At 59.4% G+C, this 16,396-nt stretch carries 16 protein-coding genes; 9 read left to right on the top strand and 7 right to left on the bottom strand.

The window, feature by feature from the left end; all coding sequences use genetic code 11:
* Positions 1 to 353 precede the first annotated feature (353 nt).
* From V8689_RS12945 to V8689_RS12935, 3 genes are all read left to right on the top strand, one after another.
* Entirely contained in the window at positions 354 to 1,223 is an 870-nt protein-coding gene (locus tag V8689_RS12945; RefSeq protein ID WP_223816970.1) for a terpene synthase family protein, read from the top strand.
* 139 nt (positions 1,224 to 1,362) lie between these two features.
* Entirely contained in the window at positions 1,363 to 1,926 is a 564-nt protein-coding gene (gene pnuC, locus V8689_RS12940) for a nicotinamide riboside transporter PnuC (protein ID WP_003190841.1), read from the top strand.
* A complete protein-coding gene (locus V8689_RS12935; protein ID WP_003190840.1) occupies positions 1,923 to 2,441 on the top strand; it encodes an AAA family ATPase in 519 nt (172 codons plus the stop codon). Before pnuC ends, V8689_RS12935 begins: the two co-directional genes overlap by 4 nt.
* A gap of 118 nt (positions 2,442 to 2,559) precedes the next feature.
* On the opposite strand, the gene V8689_RS12930 is transcribed toward V8689_RS12935, so the two are convergent.
* Positions 2,560 to 3,837 (bottom strand): ATP-binding protein, encoded by a 1,278-nt coding sequence (locus tag V8689_RS12930; RefSeq protein ID WP_056784640.1) that lies wholly within the window; start codon positions 3,835 to 3,837, stop codon positions 2,560 to 2,562.
* Positions 3,838 to 4,545, bottom strand: a complete 708-nt coding sequence (locus tag V8689_RS12925) for a response regulator (RefSeq protein ID WP_032892114.1) — start codon at positions 4,543 to 4,545, stop codon at positions 3,838 to 3,840.
* 157 nt (positions 4,546 to 4,702) lie between these two features.
* Between V8689_RS12925 and V8689_RS12920 the strand changes: the two genes are divergently transcribed.
* Positions 4,703 to 5,902, top strand: a complete 1,200-nt coding sequence (locus tag V8689_RS12920) for an MFS transporter (protein WP_056784638.1) — start codon at positions 4,703 to 4,705, stop codon at positions 5,900 to 5,902.
* Here the strand turns inward: V8689_RS12920 and V8689_RS12915 are convergent.
* Positions 5,858 to 6,460 (bottom strand): tRNA-(ms[2]io[6]A)-hydroxylase, encoded by a 603-nt coding sequence (locus tag V8689_RS12915; protein ID WP_044273444.1) that lies wholly within the window; start codon positions 6,458 to 6,460, stop codon positions 5,858 to 5,860. The two genes, V8689_RS12920 and V8689_RS12915, sit on opposite strands and share 45 nt — an antisense overlap.
* Positions 6,461 to 6,608: 148 nt before the next feature.
* Between V8689_RS12915 and V8689_RS12910 the strand changes: the two genes are divergently transcribed.
* Positions 6,609 to 7,472: a universal stress protein gene (locus tag V8689_RS12910; protein WP_056784635.1), complete on the top strand. Its 864-nt coding sequence runs from the start codon at positions 6,609 to 6,611 to the stop codon at positions 7,470 to 7,472.
* 130 nt (positions 7,473 to 7,602) lie between these two features.
* On the opposite strand, the gene V8689_RS12905 is transcribed toward V8689_RS12910, so the two are convergent.
* Positions 7,603 to 8,073: a DUF1289 domain-containing protein gene (locus V8689_RS12905; RefSeq protein WP_032892118.1), complete on the bottom strand. Its 471-nt coding sequence runs from the start codon at positions 8,071 to 8,073 to the stop codon at positions 7,603 to 7,605.
* Between the two features lie 396 nt (positions 8,074 to 8,469).
* Here V8689_RS12905 and acnB point away from each other — a divergent pair, with 396 nt between their 5' ends.
* Positions 8,470 to 11,079, top strand: a complete 2,610-nt coding sequence (gene acnB, locus V8689_RS12900; RefSeq protein WP_032892119.1) for a bifunctional aconitate hydratase 2/2-methylisocitrate dehydratase — start codon at positions 8,470 to 8,472, stop codon at positions 11,077 to 11,079.
* Positions 11,080 to 11,765: 686 nt separating this feature from the next.
* Here acnB and V8689_RS12895 read toward each other — a convergent pair.
* The gene (locus V8689_RS12895) at positions 11,766 to 13,043 is read right to left on the bottom strand and encodes a serine/threonine transporter (RefSeq protein ID WP_056784632.1); all 1,278 of its coding nucleotides are present in this window, start codon (positions 13,041 to 13,043) and stop codon (positions 11,766 to 11,768) included.
* A 414-nt stretch (positions 13,044 to 13,457) separates the two neighbouring features.
* Between V8689_RS12895 and V8689_RS12890 the strand changes: the two genes are divergently transcribed.
* Positions 13,458 to 13,958, top strand: a complete 501-nt coding sequence (locus V8689_RS12890) for a DUF4822 domain-containing protein (protein ID WP_056784630.1) — start codon at positions 13,458 to 13,460, stop codon at positions 13,956 to 13,958.
* 90 nt (positions 13,959 to 14,048) lie between these two features.
* Positions 14,049 to 14,462, top strand: a complete 414-nt coding sequence (locus V8689_RS12885) for a hypothetical protein (RefSeq protein WP_081089357.1) — start codon at positions 14,049 to 14,051, stop codon at positions 14,460 to 14,462.
* A 12-nt stretch (positions 14,463 to 14,474) separates the two neighbouring features.
* Here V8689_RS12885 and V8689_RS12880 read toward each other — a convergent pair whose 3' ends face one another.
* Both V8689_RS12880 and V8689_RS12875 read right to left on the bottom strand, forming a co-directional pair.
* A complete protein-coding gene (locus tag V8689_RS12880) occupies positions 14,475 to 14,807 on the bottom strand; it encodes a hypothetical protein (protein ID WP_032892123.1) in 333 nt (110 codons plus the stop codon).
* Positions 14,804 to 15,139, bottom strand: a complete 336-nt coding sequence (locus tag V8689_RS12875; RefSeq protein WP_150073191.1) for a hypothetical protein — start codon at positions 15,137 to 15,139, stop codon at positions 14,804 to 14,806. Before V8689_RS12875 ends, V8689_RS12880 begins: the two co-directional genes overlap by 4 nt.
* A 181-nt stretch (positions 15,140 to 15,320) precedes the next feature.
* Here V8689_RS12875 and V8689_RS12870 point away from each other — a divergent pair, with 181 nt between their 5' ends.
* Positions 15,321 to 16,274 carry a 2-hydroxyacid dehydrogenase gene (locus tag V8689_RS12870; protein ID WP_056784622.1) on the top strand — a complete coding sequence of 318 codons (954 nt, stop codon included), beginning with the start codon at positions 15,321 to 15,323 and terminating at the stop codon, positions 16,272 to 16,274.
* Positions 16,275 to 16,396: the final 122 nt, after the last annotated feature.

Genomic DNA, 16,396 nt, shown 5'->3' with positions numbered 1-16,396 from the left:
ATTTTTTTAAGAGGCACAAGGACACAACATTCCACGGCGCGCAAAAACACAGTTTATTTATTCATAAGGTTCAGCGCATCGATTCCAAATCCATATTGAAAGCGCACCAGATGCTACAACACTGAGTGCTATAACTTGTCTTGCTACTTATCGACGCACTCTAACGTTACAGGTTACATCGTATGTCAGCGCGATCAGGCTCGCGGGAAAAAACCTCGCCCTCTTCACCACGCCTTGATGTCCAACAGCCCATCGGTCCCTTTCATTTACCCCGATGGCTTGAGACAGCGACTTATCCTCTGAGTCCCTTCGCGCAAGAGGCTCAGCAGCACACACGCCAATGGCTCAAGAATATGGGGCTGGAACAAACATCCCGCGCAACCCATCAATTGGACATCTACATTCCCGGTCTGTATGCCGGTTATATGTGGAGTGACGCGCCACTTGAGTTATTACTCATTCTGTCTGATCTGGTGGGGTGGTTCAGTTGCCAGGACGATCTCGCCGACGAAGACTGCAATGACCCCGAAGCCCTCGAACGCCTGATTCGAGGTGTCTACGCAAGAGCGTTCACGCGCGCCAGCACACCCCGAGAACCGTTGGCCAATGCACTCACAGATATCATGCGACGCGCGTCACGCTTGATGCCCACGCTCTGGCAGCAGCGAGTGGCCGAGCAATACTTGACCTACCTGGCTCCCTGCACCACCGCGCTGATGCATCGCCTTCATCACACGCAGCCGGGGGTAGAAGGTTATGAAGCGCTGTGGCAAAACGCAGGCGGTTTTCAAGTCTGTCTGGAGTTCACCTACCTGGTGCAGAACATTCAATTATCGTCCTCGCTTTACTACAGCCACCCCTGGCAAGACCTGCGAAACCTGGCTTTGAAACTCTTCAAGGCAGTTAACGATTTGTTGTCTTTTCAGATCATGGAAAACCCTGATGAAGACATCTACAACCTACTGACTCACCTCAGGCACACCCAGGGCCAATCGGCGCTGCAGGCCGCAGCCGAGGTGTCACAGCGGATTGAGCAATGGGCGAAAAGCTTCGCAATGGCGCAAGCCGAGTTGCCCAAACGCCTGGATGCGCGGGGCTATGACACGCGAGCTCAAGAACAGGCAATGACCTGTGCTCAAGCCCTGCATAACCAATGGCGCGGCAACATTGCCTGGCATCTGGCCGTACCGCGCTATCGGGAACTGCGCTTCAAGGGTCAATAACCGGCGGTGCTCACATCCCCAGCCACGGCATCGCCGCGCGCATGGAGCAAGCCCACGCGCGCGTTTGTCCTGCGGTGTTTGAGGTTCGCCGGCCTCTAGGTACAATCACCGCCCTCTCCCACTCCCCCAAGGATCCACCATGTCCGGGCTTGAACTGTTTGCCGCCGCCCTGGGGGTGATCGCCGTTTGGCTGACGGTCAAACAAAACCCTTGGTGCTGGCCCATCGGCCTGGTGATGGTGCTGCTCTACACCTGGGTGTTCTTTGAGGTCAAGCTTTACTCCGACATGCTCCTGCAAGTGGTCTATGCGGCTTTGCAGGTCTACGGCTGGTGGCAGTGGACCCGCGCTGGCGAGGTCAAGCAGGGCCGCCAAGTCACAAGCCTGGGCGTGCCGGCGATCATGGCCAGCCTGGCTGTAGGTGCCGTCGGCAGTCTGCTGCTGGGCGCCGCCATGGCCCACTGGACTGACGCCGCCCAGCCTTGGCTCGACGCCGCGCTCACCGGTTTCAGCCTGGTGGCGCAGATGTGGATGGCGCAAAAACGTGTGCAGTGCTGGGCATTGTGGATCGTGGTGGATGTGATCTTCGTGGGCCTGTTCCTTTACAAAGGCCTCTACCTTACCGCCGCGCTCTACGCACTGTTTACCGTGATTGCCGTGCAAGGCTGGCGCGAGTGGCGCGCCGACCCGGCGTTGCGCGCATGAAGGTGGTGGTATTGGCAGGCCCCGAATCCAGCGGCAAGAGCTGGCTGGCGGCGCAGTTGCACGCGCACTTCGGCGGGTTGATGGTAGGAGAATATGTGCGCTACTTCATCGATCAGCATCAGCGCGACACCACCCTGGCGGATATCCCGGCCATTGCCCAAGGCCAGTTGGCCTGGGAGGATGCCGCCCGCGCCAAACGCCCCGCGTTGCTGATCCTCGACACCCACCTGCTCACCAACAGGCTCTGGAGCCAGACCCTGTTCGGCGACTACCCCGGCTGGCTGGATGACGAACTCCTGGCGCGGCATTACGACCTGCACCTGCTGCTCTCCCCTGAAGACGTGGAATGGAGTGCCGACGGCCAGCGCTGCCAGCCGGAACTGGCGGATAGGCAGGCGTTTTTCCAGGCCAGTCTGGAATGGATGCAGCAGCACCAACAGCCACTGGTGGTGATTCGCGGGGGCTGGGAACAACGGCGCCAGGCGGCGTTTGCCGCGGTAACGCAGTTGCTGTAGGAGCGAGCTTGCTTGCGAAAAACATCAACGATAACGTGTGTTTTCTGGATAAACGCGGCGCCTGTGAGTGTTTCGCGAACGAGCTAGCTCCTACAGGATGATGTTGGGGCGTGCCCCTTTACTCGGCATACGCCCACGTCATCCGAAACGACGCCCCACCCCATTCCGAATCCAGCACCTCAACTTGCCCGCCATGCCACTGGCTGACACGTTTGACCAGCGCCAGGCCCAGGCCAAACCCGCCCGTACGGCGGTCGCGGCTGGCGTCGAGGCGCAGGAAGGGTTCGAATATCTTGGTGCGGCCCTCCAGCGGCACCCCCGGCCCATCGTCGTTGACCCGCACTTCGTAACCGCTGCCAAACTTGACCAGCGACACTTCCACGCGGCGATCGGCATAACGAATGGCGTTGCGCAGCAGGTTGATCACCGCCCGTGCCATAAAGCGTGGCTCGATCTGGATAACGTCCACCTCGCAGGTGCGCAACGACAGCTGCACCCCTTGCGCCTCGGCCTCCAGGGCCACGGCGCCTATAACACTGTCGAGCCAACTGTGGGCCTCGATATGCTCGCGGGTGACCTGGGTGGCGCCTGGCTCCAGGCTCGCATAAGTCAACAGTTCGGAGACCATTTCTTCCAGTTCACCGAGGTCGGCGTACATGTCGTTGATCAGCGCTCGGCTTTGCCGTGGGTCGCTTTGTTGCCTGAGTTGGTCAAGCTCGAATGACAACCGCGCAATCGGCGTGCGCAATTCATGGGAGACCGCGTTCGTGAGTTCGCGCTGGTTGGCGATCAAACCTTCGATGCGCTCGGCCATCTGGTTGAAATGCCCGGCCAGGGAACGCACGGTGGAACGGCTCGGCAACAGGATGCGCGAGCCCAGGTCGTTGTCACCGAAACGTTGCGCCGCCAGGCGAATGTGTTCCAGGTCACGCCAGTGTGGGCGCACCCAGAAATACAGGACAATGGCCAGGCTCACGCCCAGGAAGCCGTAGGCCCACAGGTACAACCACTTGGGTTCTTCCGGCAGTTTGATTTCGAGCAATTGGGGGCCGTCGTCGATAGGCGCGAGAAACTTCATGAAGTCTTCGCGCACCACCACCTGGCCAGCCGCCAGGAGTTTCTGTTCGCGTTCGCTCAGGTGCTGGTTGTCGCGTTGTACTAACTTAAGCCGCAAGCCGTAATGCGGTTGCAGTTCGTCCAGGCGTGCCTGGCGCGCCTCTGCCGGCACGGGTCGCAGCTGTTCCACCAGGGCCCACGCCGGGCCGCGCAGGGCTTCACGGTTGTAGGTCTCGTTGGACTCGGGCATGTAGGTGTCCAGGCCGAAGTTCACCAGCCAGATCGACCCGGCCAGGCCGAGTGCGAGAATCAAATAGAGGCGCAGATACAAGCGCAGCATCTACACCTCCCACGCGAACGGATTGAACAGGTAGCCCTTGCCCCAGATGGTCTTGATGCACACCGGCTCGCGTGGGTTGTCATTGAGCTTGCCGCGCAGTTTGCTGATGTACACGTCTACGCTGCGGTTCAGCCCATCAAAGGCAATGCCGCGCATGCGGTTGAGGATATCGTCACGGGAGAGAACCTTGCCCGAGCTGCTGGCCAGCAACCACAGCAACTCGAACTCCATGGTGGTGAGGTCAATGGTTTCGTCACCCAGGCGCACCACCCGGCAACTGCGATCAATCGACAAGCGGCCGAACTCCAGAGCGCCGCGCACCGTGGGCTCGGGCACCTGGCGGCGCTGCAACGCACGCAGGCGCGCCAGCAACACCGGCGGTTTGATCGGCTTGATCACGTAATCGTCAGCACCGGACTCAAGGCCAAGGATATGGTCCAGGTCATCTTCCTTGGCGGTGAGGATTACGATGGGCGTGTCCGACACGTTGCGAATCTCGCGACAGACATGCAGCCCACTCTGCCCCGGCAGCATCAGATCGAGCACGACGATCTTCGGCTTGAAATCCACGAACGCCGCCAGGGCTTCATCGCCCCGATGCACCACCCGAACCTCGAACCCATGTTGCGACAAAAAATGCGAGACCAGCGCTGCCAGCTTTTCATCGTCCTCAACGAGCAGGACCTTGCCCAGACCCAGGTTTTCCATAAGTTCTCAGTGTGGATGCGCGGATTGAAAAAGGGCCATTATAGGTGGCAAGCTGGCCGACAGAAGCCGCTGGCCAGCACCCAGTGAAGAAGCTTCATGCTTTTAAGAGTTTTTAACAAATAGCCTGCACTTTTTAACGCCATTGACAGGGAGTTCCATGCGCGAGGATTACCTGGCGTTCTTCATTTCGCTATTCCTGTCACGGCTGGCCGACCAGATTTTGCTGTTTATCGTGCCGCTGATCGTGTTCCAGACCACGCAAAGCGTGTCGTGGGCGGGGCTGGCGTTCTTTGCCGAGTCGCTGCCGCGTTACCTGGCGTTTCCGGTATGCGGTGCGCTGTGCGACAGGTTTTCACCGGTGCGTATCCTGCATATCAGCCAGGTGTATCGGGCCTTGGCGTGTGTGGTGGCGATGGCGTGCTATGGGCTGTTCGACGGCATCCATTGGCTGGTGATGCTGTCCGCGTTGTGCGGCGTGTTGACCACCCAGGGCATCATGGCGCGGGAAGTGGTGATGCCGCATATCTTCGGGCAGTACACCTACGCCAAGACCTTGTCCTATTCGCAAATCGCCGACCAGAGTGGCCTGGTGCTCGGCCCGTTGGTGGCGGCGCTGATCCTGGAAGTCTGGGCGTGGCCTTGGGTGGTGCTGGGGGTGGCCGTGCTGTTTGTGCTGGCAGACCTGGCAATGCTGATCTGGCAGCGCAACACCATGGTGAACCTGGAAATACACCAACAGCACCCGGGTATCTGGCTGCAACCATTGCGCACCGCCTTTGGCCACATCTTCAGCCGGGTGGAGTTGAAGCGCATCATCGTCCTGGCGGTCGGCGTGAACCTGATAGTCGGGGTGACGCTGGCCACCTCGGCCGCGATGGTCACCGGCCACTACGCAGCGGGCAAAGACGCCTATGCCCTGCTGCAAGCCGCCGGGGCGCTGGTGACCATCGCTATTCTGTTCTACCTGGCGCGTTCATCGCTGAAGCTGAAGGTACTGGGCGGGCTGTCGTATTCGATGATCACCGTCGGCGCGCTGATCACCGCCCTCAGCCCCGGCGTGTGGGACTACGCGGTGGGCTTCCTGCTGGTGAGCGGCTTCGACAAGATGTTCAACGTGTATCTTCGCAGCACCCGCCAACGGGTGATCCCAGTGCAGGACTTCGGCAAGACAGTCGGCGTGATGACCTTGCTCAACAACCTGGCCCAGCCCTTGGCGGGCTTGATGATTGCCGTGCTGGCGGCGCCCTTGGGCACGCCAACGGTGATCCTGCTGCTGGCGGGGATCACCGCCTTGATCGGTGTGGCCGTGGCCTCAGGCTGGCACGCCACTGTGAAAGCGGAACTCGACGTCGGGTGACTCGATCAGCTCCTGCTCGGTGGCCCGCACTCGCTCGATCACCTGAGCGATGTCCTTGGCGTCGCCGTACTGGTACGCCAGCTTAAGGTAGCCCTGGAAGTGCCGCGCCTCGCTCTTGAGCAAGCCGAAGTAGAACTTGCCGAGTTCTTCGTCCAAATGCGGCACCAGCGCTTCGAAACGTTCGCAACTGCGCGCTTCGATAAAAGCGCCCACCACCAGGGTGTCCACCAGCTTGACCGGCTCATGGCTGCGCACCACCTTGCGCAAGCCCGAGGCATAACGCCCGGCGTGCAGTTGACGCAGTTCGACCTTGCGCTTTTTCATCAAGCGCATGACCTGCTCGTGGTGCACCAACTCTTCGCGGGCCAGGCGCGACATCATGTTGATCAGGTCAACGTGGCCGTAGTACTTGGCCATCAGGCTCAAGGCGGTGCTGGCGGCTTTGAATTCGCAGTTCTTGTGGTCGATCAGCAGAGTTTCCTGATCGGCCAACGCGGCCTGCACCCAGGCATCGGGGGTGCGGCAGCCGAGGAATTCGTGGATTTCGGGCAGGTTCATCGGGCTCACGGGCAAAGGATACAAAAGGGCGCCGATTATACCGACCCCGCCGCAGACCACCAGCCACCGGCCTTGATGTGTATCAACATGACGGCTGCCGGCCAGCAACTATAGTTATCCAACGCCCACCCTTCAGGAGAACCCGACCATGCAAGCCATCCGCAGCATCCTGGTGGTCATCGAGCCCGAGCATTCCGAAAGCCTGGCACTCAAGCGTGCCAAGCTGATTGCCGGGGTGACCGACGCGCACCTGCACTTGCTGGTCTGTGACAAGAAACACGAACATTCGGCGCTGCTGAGCCTGCTCAAGCAAGGCTTGACGGAAGACGGCTACAGCGTCACCACCGAGCAAGCGTGGAACGACAGCCTGCATGAAACCATCATCGATGTGCAGCAAGCCGAAGGCTGCGGCCTGGTGATCAAACAGCACTTCCCCGACAGCCCGCTGAAAAAAGCCCTGCTGACCCCGGCGGACTGGAAGTTGCTGCGCTATTGCCCAACGCCAGTGTTGCTGGTCAAGACCGCTACCCCCTGGGCGGGCGGCGTGATCCTGGCGGCCATCGACGTGGGCAACACAGACGGCGAACACCGCTCGCTGCATAACTCGATCATCGACCATGGCTTTGATATCGCCAGCCTGGCCAAAGCCAAATTGCATGTCATCAGTGCCCACCCGTCGCCCATGCTGTCGGCGGCCGACCCGACCTTTCAGCTCAAGGAAACCATCGAGGCGCGCTATCGCGAGCAATGCAAGGTATTCCAGGCTGAGTTCGACGTGGACGACAGCCACCTGCATATCAAGGAAGGCCCGGCCGATGTGCTGATCCCGCACATGGCCCATCAATTACAGGCGGCGGTGACCATTATCGGCACAGTGGCGCGTACCGGTATTTCCGGCGCGCTGATCGGCAATACGGCGGAGGTGGTGCTGGATGCGGTGCAAAGCGATGTACTGGTGCTAAAACCGCAGACGCTGATGGATCATCTGGAAGAGCTGGAGACCAAGCCCTGACACCGACCTTCAGGCAATGGGGATCAAATGTGGGAGCTGGCTTGCCTGCGATTGCGGTGGGTCAGCTGGCGCATTTGCTCCTGATACACCGCTATCGCAGGCAAGCCAGCTCCCACATTAACCTCGCCCGTCAGTTACCCAGCGCATCCTTCAGGAAGCCCGGTGCGATATAGCGCTGGTAATGCGCCTCGGACAAGATAAAGAACTCGCGATCAATGGCATCGCGCAATTCAGGCAGCGCCCAGTCGCGAAACTCCGGCAACAGCACCATGCCATAGGCCTCCAGGTTATTGATCACCCGGGCTCCACGGGCAATCAACTGGTAGGCCCAGCAATACTCGGACTGGTGCGGCACAAAGCGAATCTTGCGTTGCTCCAATTGCCCGCGCAGGGTCTTGGGGTCGAAAACCTCCACTTTGCCGGCCATGACCTGCACCAACAATTGCTCAAGCCTGAGCCAGACCGCGCGTTTTTCTTCTTCGTTATAGCCGTTCCACTGGATCACTTCATGGTGGAAGCGCTTGCATCCACGACACACGAGATCGCCGTAGACCGTGGAACACAGGCCGACGCAGGGGGTCTTGATGGTTTGGTTGGGCATGGGCAGCAACACGCAAATCAGCGAAACAGTGCGCCATGTTAGCCCTTTGTCTAAGGTTGATCACCCAGCAAACTTGAGCAGGCAACTTACCTTTAGATTTTTTTTGCCGTAGAATCACCCGGCCTTGTAAGGCGCCAATAATCCGCTGGAAGCTGTTTTCAAAGCGTCACGAGCACAGTCGTTCCTTCAGAACGGTGTTGGCGCAGGTTCGACCCGGTAGGTCAGAGCCCGCGCCAACCCTCATCAGCTCCGTTCTGCAGGCGTAAAACTTTGAAAGCAGCTTCTGTAAAGGAATGCCGGCAGCGCTGGCTTTGCGGCCCAAAAAGCCCCCGAGCGCATGCGTGCCGTTCATTTCTGGATGAGCGTCCCGTGGGACCACTGATGAGGGTAATAACTGTGCTTGAAGCCTACCGCAAACATATCGAAGAGCGTGCAGCACTGGGTATCGTTCCCCAGCCGCTTAACGCCGAACAAACCGCAGGCCTGGTCGAGCTGCTGAAAAATCCTCCGGCTGGCGAAGAAGAATTCCTCGTTGACCTGATCACCAACCGCATTCCGCCAGGCGTTGACGAAGCCGCTTACGTCAAGGCCGGTTTCCTGTCTGCCCTGGCCAAGGGCGAAGCCACTTCCCCCCTGATCGACAAGAAACGCGCTGTTGAACTGCTCGGCACCATGCAAGGCGGCTACAACATCGTGACGTTGGTCGAGCTGCTGGACGACGCCGAACTGGCGCCCGTCGCGGCCGCCCAGCTCAAGCACACCCTGCTGATGTTCGATGCGTTCCACGACGTCGCCGAAAAAGCCCGTAATGGCAACGAACACGCCAAAGGCGTGATCCAGTCCTGGGCTGATGGCGAGTGGTTCCGCAACCGCCCTACCCTGGCCGACAAGATCAGCCTGCGCGTCTTCAAGGTCACCGGCGAAACCAACACCGACGACCTGTCGCCTGCGCCTGACGCCTGGTCCCGCCCTGACATCCCGCTGCACGCCCTGGCCATGCTGAAAATGGCCCGTGAAGGCATCGTGCCGGACGAGCAAGGCAAGACCGGCCCGATGAAGCAGATCGAAGAAATGCGCGGCCAAGGCTTCCCGATCGCCTACGTCGGTGACGTGGTCGGTACCGGCTCGTCGCGTAAGTCGGCGACCAACTCGGTACTGTGGTTCTTCGGTGACGACGTGCCTTACGTGCCGAACAAGCGTGCCGGCGGTTTCTGCTTCGGCAGCAAGATCGCTCCGATCTTCTACAACACCATGGAAGATGCTGGCGCACTGCCAATCGAATTCGACGTCACCAACATGAACATGGGCGACGTGATCGACCTGTACCCGCATGCTGGCAAAGTCTGCAAACACGGCACCGACGAAGTCCTGACCACCTTCGAAATGAAGACTCCGGTGCTGTTGGACGAAGTCCGCGCCGGCGGCCGTATCCCGCTGATCATCGGCCGTGGGCTGACCGACAAGGCACGCGCTGAGCTGGGCCTGGGCCCAACCGACCTGTTCAAGCTGCCTGAAGCGCCTGTCGACACCGGCAAAGGCTTCACCCTGGCGCAGAAAATGGTCGGCAAGGCCTGTGGCCTGCCAGAAGGCAAAGGCGTTCGTCCAGGCACCTACTGCGAGCCGAAGATGACCACCGTGGGGTCCCAGGACACCACCGGCCCAATGACCCGTGACGAACTCAAAGACCTGGCGTGCCTGGGCTTTTCGACCGACCTGGTGATGCAGTCCTTCTGCCACACCGCGGCTTACCCGAAGCCGATCGACGTGACCACCCACCACACCCTGCCTGACTTCATCATGACCCGTGGCGGTGTATCGCTGCGTCCAGGCGACGGCATCATCCACAGCTGGCTGAACCGCATGCTGCTGCCGGACACCGTCGGTACCGGTGGCGACTCCCACACCCGTTTCCCGATGGGCATCTCGTTCCCGGCCGGTTCTGGCCTGGTCGCGTTTGCCGCCGCCACCGGCGTCATGCCGCTGGACATGCCGGAATCGATCCTGGTGCGCTTCAAAGGCAAGATGAAACCTGGCATCACCCTGCGTGACCTGGTTCATGCCATTCCTTACTACGCGATCCAGGCTGGCCTGCTGACCGTAGAGAAGAAAGGCAAGAAGAACGCCTTCTCTGGCCGCATCCTGGAAATCGAAGGCCTGAACGACTTGACGCTGGAACAGGCTTTCGAGCTGTCCGACGCCTCGGCTGAACGTTCGGCTGCCGGTTGCACCATCAAGCTGTCCAAAGAGTCCGTCACCGAGTACCTGAACTCCAACATCACCCTGCTGCGCTGGATGATCGGCGAAGGCTACGGCGATGCACGCACCCTGGAACGTCGCGCCCAAGCGATGGAAGCCTGGGTTGCCAACCCGGAACTGATGGAAGCCGATGCCGACGCCGAATACGCCGAAATCATCGAGATCGACCTGGCGGAAATCAACGAGCCGATCCTCTGCGCGCCAAACGACCCGGACGACGCTCGTCTGCTGTCCAGCGTCGCTGGCGAGAAGATCGACGAAGTGTTCATCGGTTCGTGCATGACCAACATCGGTCACTTCCGCGCTGCCGGCAAGCTGCTGGAGCAGGTCAAGGGCCAGCTGCCAACGCGTCTGTGGCTGTCGCCGCCGACCAAGATGGACGCTCACCAGCTGACCGAAGAAGGCTACTACGGCATCTACGGCAAGGCTGGCGCACGCATGGAAATGCCAGGCTGCTCGCTGTGCATGGGTAACCAGGCACGCGTTGAGCCGAACTCCACCGTGGTGTCGACCTCGACCCGTAACTTCCCGAACCGCCTGGGTGATGGTGCCAACGTCTACCTGGCGTCGGCTGAGCTGGCGGCCGTGGCCTCTACCCTGGGTCGCCTGCCGACCGTCGAAGAGTACATGGGCTACGCGGCGAAACTGGACACCATGGCCAGTGACGTCTACCGCTACCTGAACTTCGACCAGATCGCTGAGTTCCGCAAGATCGCAGCGAGCGCCAACATCCCGGTGATTCAAGCCTAACGGTGTGTTGATGTGAAAAACGCCGCGTATCGCAAGGTACGCGGCGTTTTTTTATGCCTGGAACTAACCATTACTGCCAACACAAAACAAATGTGGGAGCCGCGGACCCTGTGGCGAGGGAGCTTGCTCCCGGGACGGCCTGACAGACGATGCTGATCTAACTGACGCAACGCGATCCAAATGTGGGAGCTGGCTTGCCTGCGATGACGGCCTGCCAGCCGGCGCCTATCTACCTGACACCCCGCGATCCTAATATGGGAGCGGGCTTGCTCGCGAAGGCGGCCTGGCAGTCAACACAGTTGGACCGGGTACATATCCGTTTTTAGGTAACGGCCACTTAGGGTTCCGCCCTGACGGCGGGTCACTTTGGAAAAGCCCCAAAGTAACCAAAGGGCTCTTGCCCCACCACTCGGCACCTCGCCTAGGCTCGGTGTGCCCGTAATCCGCCAGTGATTTGGGGGGTCGCCGCCACGCGCCATCCATGGCGCGGGGCGGCTAAACCGGCATCCCTGCCGGTTTACCCCCCAAATCCCTGGCGAATTCCGGCCAGCGTGGTTTAACGGGGCGCCTAAGATCAAGATCACAAGCACGGAGCAGATCAAGATCAAGAGCGGCTCGCTTCGCATCGCAGGCAAGCCAGCTCCCACCTATTTATATCTGAACAGTCAGATAGACCGCATCAGGGTTCAGGCAAGCAGCGAATACACCAACGCCGTAATGGCAACCAAACCAACCGCAGTCACAAACACATTCGACGCCTGCCCACGGTACTTGGCCATGGCCGGCACCTTGCGGATGGCGTACATCGGCATCAGGAACAGAATCGACGCAATCACCGGCCCGCCCAGGGTCTCGATCATGCCCAGGATGCTCGGGTTGAGCGTGGCGACGATCCAGCACACCACCAGCATGAAGGCTGCGGTCATGCGGTCCAGGGTCTTGGGTGCCGGGCGGCGGCCGGTCTTGACCACCAGGCCCTTGAGGCCCTCGCTGGCGCCGATGTAGTGGCCCAGGAACGACTTGGCAATCGCCACGAATGCAATCAACGGTGCGGCAAAGGCAATCGTCGGGTTATCGAAGTGGTTAGCCAGATAAGACAGGATCGACAGGTTCTGCGCTTTCGCTTCGGCCAACTGCGCGGGTGACAGGGTCAGCACGCAACTGAACACGAAGAACAGCACCATCGCCACCATCAGCAAGTGCGCGCGGGACAGGATCTGCGAACTGCGCTCCTCGGCGTGTGCGCCGTACTGGCGCTTCTGGTCCACCGCGAAGGCCGAGATGATCGGTGAATGGTTGAACGAGAACACCATCACCGGAATCGCCAGCCACAGCGTGTTGAGCAACGCCGAGGGTGCCGGCACTTCGCTGGCGGTGCTGAGAATGCCGCCATTCCAGTGCGGTACCAGGTACACCGCCAGGAACAGCAAGGCCACAATGAACGGGTACACCATCAAGCTCATGGCCTTGACGATCACTTGCTCACCGCAACGCACCACGGCCAGCAGACCCAGGATCAACACAAACGCCAGGATCGCCCGGGGCGGCGGCAGGATATGCAACTGGTGCTCCATGAAGCTGCTGACGGTATTGGTCAGCGCCACGCTGTAGATCAGCAGGATCGGGAAGATTGCAAAGAAGTACAGCAAGGTGATCAGCGCACCGGCCTTGATACCGAAATGCTCTTCAACCACGTCGGTGATGTCGGAACCTTCACGGCCGGACAGCACGAAACGGGTCAGCCCACGGTGGGCAAAGAACGTCATCGGGAAAGCCAGCAACGCCAGGATCACCAACGGCCAGAAGCCCCCCAGGCCCGCGTTGATAGGCAAGAACAAAGTACCGGCGCCAATGGCGGTACCGAATAGCCCGAGCATCCAGGTAGTGTCCTGGCGGCTCCAGCTTGTGAGCGTTGCAGGTGTCGTTGCATAGCGTTCGTCGACGCTATTGGCCTGATCATTCATCCGGTCGGATCTCCGCATTCACACGGCCAGCACGAGTCAGAAAAACCTGACAGGCAGCGCCCTGGCCGAAACAAGGGCCGGATTGTCCGGGATTCTCTTGGAGAAGCAAAGACTTAGCTGAGCAATGGTTAGGCGGTGCAGCCGTTCAGAGGCCGCCCTGAGGGAGGATTTGGATGACTGAGGAGTCTTACGAAAAATAGCTCTTTCCCTTTAACGCACTCAACATACAAGAAGAGTCCGACAACAAGTCCAGAATTAACTTCCTTCAAAAACATATTATTACTCATACAGCACCTCAACTGTTACAGAACCATACACCGCTATTGAGCGCGCACAAATTCACGAACTAATATTTATCGCGCACCAACCAAAAAGACGATAACAACACTTAGTCAACGCTCAAGGAGTTTGACAATGCGAAGACTCACCCTTGCAGTTACCGGCCTGCTCTTTGCAGGCTTATTAGGCGCGCCTGCCACTTACGCCAAGCCTGTTGAACACGAGGCGGATATAAGTGCCCTGGCCTCCTCGCCCCAATGGCTGACCACCAAAGTCTATATAGAAGGCGAGCCAGAAAACGACGTCAAGGCCCAGTACCCCGGCGTGGTGGGTATATCGATGTGGGACCCGCAGCGCAATCGTTATGAGTTCTTCTACACCGATACGGGGCGCTCGAAACACCCCGACGGCGGAGGCGGCTATTTCCTGGTCACTGGCGACAAGCAGACCCACATCCTGGTGCCCGACCTTGGCCCGCACCGCACCATCGTCAGAAGGCTGGAAAAACTGGACAGCACCGAGTTCACGTATTCTCGCGAAGTCCCTCGCGACATGGTAGCGACCAACCCTCCCGTTAGAATTTACGTTGTACATGCCCCTTACACAGGGCCGATAAAGACTCAAATGTCAAACTAGTTGAATACCTTCTTTATACCCAGCCATAAAAACCAACAACAAAAGAGACACTTCATGAAAAAGCCATATATTTCATTCAAATCGCTATTAATGCCTGCACTGCTGGCAGCCGTGCTGTTACCCAGCGCAACGACGCTACAGGCCAGCACAACACTGCCCACCAAAAACATCGCCGCCATGCCCGATAACACCGTCATGTTGACCGTGTTTCTTAAACACGACCAATCACGCCCGCTGGGCGAATTGAAAGCCCAGCTGGCCAAGCAGGAATTTCATAAAGTCTTCCCGCCGGAAGGTGTCGAAGTCGTCAGCTGGAATATCACCATGGGCATCGGGCAGGTCATCGTGCTGCGTTTACCGGCGTCGCGCCTGGCCCAAGTCAACCTGGCCATCGAGAACACGGCGTGGGGTGTCTACAAGACAGAATTCTTCCCGACCTACGACTTCATGCCGATCGCGCAAAGAGAGCGAGCCCAGGCACGGCAAACGGGGACTGCGCAGTAGCTGGCGCACTTGCTAAGTGGCCGAGGTGCCCAGGTTTGGATTGCGCAGCTCGCTTTGTATGGCGTTCTGCGCAATAGCCAGTTTTTCTAACAATTCAGAGGTTTCGTGGGCCGTCAGCGCCATAAGTGGGAGGTCCCAGTCATAGTTCTTGATGACATTTATCCGAAAACCACCCGCCGCATCAAATTCTGGGTACCAACCCACATCCAGCAACAATCCCTCGGCGAACTCCACCTGGAGCATATCTTCCTTTAACAGATCGACCTGCTTGGCCACTGCAATATCCTGCAGGTGCGACAGATCGTCATGGGTGACTGTGCCACCAGTAAAGTTAAGCGAGATCAATTTGTTAACCTCCTGAATTCCTGTTCAGAAATCGGGTGACCATGAATAGCACCAGCGCTGAGCTCTATCCGCACCCAGCGGCTGAGTTTGCCATGGCTGGCACCAATGCAGTGGGAGAACTCCATCACTCTCCAAGGTTTTCCATTGGTAGTGGGCGTTCCGTTTTTATAAGCCTCCCTTTCAAGCTTTTCAATAGCGATACCTGGCCTGTACTTGGCGGGGCCAATCAGCGTACTGGCGATCACTGTTCTCCAGGGAACCTGGGCTGAGGGGCAGTGTTTGTAACCATACGGTGTCCATTCGATCTCTTCGGGTGCGGCAGGAACAGGCATCCATGTCGTCTCTGCTGGTGGGAAAGTCATTGAAGTCTTGCGCAAAAAAGCGGGCGCGGATGGACGGTATGTAAAATCAGACGGGCCTTACGGGCGGGGAAATTTTTCCATCTCAATAAAACGCTCTGTCTTACAAATCCCGCATACTCATGCTCTCAAACCCTTCAGGAAGAGCCTTGCGATGCCCACCACTGTTCTGGTCCTGGTTGAAACCATCAACGAATACCTGCAAATCATCGAAAGCAGTGACTTTCATGTGATCCTGGCGCCGACGCCCGCTGAACGCGCCCAGGCGATCAAGACCCATGGTGGGCAGATCCAGGCGGTGCTGACCCGTGGCCCGCTGGGGCTTTACGCCGAGGAAATCGCCGCGCTGCCCCTGCTGGAGATCATTTGCGTGATCGGTGCCGGCTACGAGCATGTAGACCTGCAGGCGGCGAGCAACCGTGGGATTGTGGTTACCAACGGCGCCGGCGTGAACGCCCCTTCGGTGGCCGATCACGCCATGGCGTTGTTGCTGGCGCTGGTGCGTGGCATTCCCCAGACAGATGCGGCGGTACGGCGCGGCGAATGGCCGAAGGTGATGCGCCCTTCCATCAGCGGTAAACACCTGGGGATTGTCGGGCTGGGCGCGGTGGGCATGGAGATTGCCCGGCGCGCCGCCCTGGGGTTCGGCATGGAGGTGAGTTATCACAACCGCCAACCCCGCGATGACGTGGATTACACCTACTGTGCGACGGCTGTTGAGCTGGCGCGCACCTCGGACTTCCTGGTGCTGGCCACGCCCGGCGGTGCCAGCACTCGCCACCTGATCGACCGCCACGCTCTGGACGCCCTGGGGCCGCACGGTTTTCTGGTCAACATTGGCCGCGGCAGCGTGGTGGCGACCGCCGACCTGGTTGCCGCGCTGGAACAGCGACGCATCGGCGGCGCCGCGCTGGACGTATTTGACGATGAACCCGCAGTGCCCGATGCCCTCAAGCGCCTGAGCAATACCGTGCTGACGTCCCACGTGGCCGGGCTGTCCCCGGAAGCGGTCCATGACACGGTGCAGCGCGTCGCTGACAACCTGGTGGAATACTTCGCCGGCCGCCCCGTGCTTACACCGGTGGCCTTGCCAGCGCCTGCAAAATGACCGATCAGGCACGCTGATCACGCTTCAACACGCTAACCTATTAAGCCGCCCCGACCTTGTCGCTGGGCGGCTGTGCGCATTAGATTAGGAAATAGTCCAAGGCCTTTAGAATAAGCAGAAGG

This window comes from Pseudomonas sp. AK181 (assembly GCF_051122975.1).
Taxonomy (GTDB): Bacteria; Pseudomonadota; Gammaproteobacteria; order Pseudomonadales; family Pseudomonadaceae; genus Aquipseudomonas; species Aquipseudomonas lactis.
Note: the sequence above shows the minus strand (reverse complement) of the source record. Positions and strands in the feature narration are given on the sequence as shown.